Annotated in this window: 1 protein-coding gene; it reads left to right on the top strand. The window is 61.9% G+C overall.

Annotated elements, in window-relative coordinates; translation table 11 throughout:
- Positions 1-16: 16 nt before the first annotated feature.
- The coding region (locus F2P44_RS34335) for an IS1380 family transposase (RefSeq protein WP_167094560.1) at positions 17-1,038 on the top strand (1,022 nt) is incomplete at its 3' end.

The raw sequence follows: 1,038 nt of genomic DNA, 5'->3' as shown, positions 1-1,038 counted from the left end.
TTTCACCCGACTGATCATGCCACGCTTTGAAGTCAAGCAATCGCGCAACCTGGAATTAACCTCGCACGCCGGGCTCGGCCTGATTGGCCAATGCTTTGAGGCCGCCCAAGTCGAGGCAGTTCTCGATTCCAGATTCCCGGTATCGCAGGGCATGAAGACCTCCGACATCGCCAAGAGCATGACCGCGCTGCTGTGCTTGGGCAAGAGCGATTTCGAAGCCATCGAACCGTTTCGCAACGACCGCTTCTTCAAGAAGGCGCTCAATCTGTCCAAGGTCCCCGGCAGCGTGTGGCTGCGCCAGCGTCTTGATGCCATCGCGGGAGATGTGCGCGAGTACACCGACGAGCTCAGCCTGCGGTTGCTGGAGCGGACAGGCGCGCCGATCACAGCCGACGGCGCCTACGTGTGCCTCGACATCGACACCTTCGTCATGAACAACAGCGGCACCAAGAAGGAGGATGTGAGCCGCACCTACCAGGGCGTCGACGGCTACACGCCGATCGCGGCTTACCTGGGCAACGAAGGCTGGAACATCGGTTTGGAACTGCGTCCGGGAAAACAGCACAGCGCAGCGGAGACGCATTTCTTCATGGAGCGGGTCTACGGCAAGCTCGAGCGCCTGCTCGCTGCCGACCGACATGTACTGTTGCGCAAGGATAGCGGCTTCGACAGCGCCAAATTGTTGTTTCAATGCGAGGCCGAGCGCGAGCGGCTCGTGCCGCTGGGGCGGCAACTGGACTATGTCATCAAGTGGAATCCCCGCAAACAGGACAAGGCCGCCTGGGTGGCGAGCGCCGAGCATGCCAACGCTTTCAGCGAGGCGCGTCCCGGCAAACGCTGCGCGTTGCTGTCGCAGCAGCTTGAGCGCGCCCACGGCAAGGAACGCCGGACCTTGCGCCTGATCGTGTCGGTCACCGAGCGTAGCATCGACAAGAAGGGGCAGCACCTGATCGAGCCGGAGGTTGAGATCGAAGGCTGGTGGACCAGCTTGGATGCAGCACCCGAGGAAATCATCCGGCTGTATCGCCGCCACGGCAC

It is taken from the genome of Massilia frigida (genome assembly GCF_011682175.1).
Lineage (GTDB): Bacteria > Pseudomonadota > Gammaproteobacteria > Burkholderiales > Burkholderiaceae_D > Telluria_A > Telluria_A frigida.
Note: the sequence above shows the minus strand (reverse complement) of the source record. Positions and strands in the feature narration are given on the sequence as shown.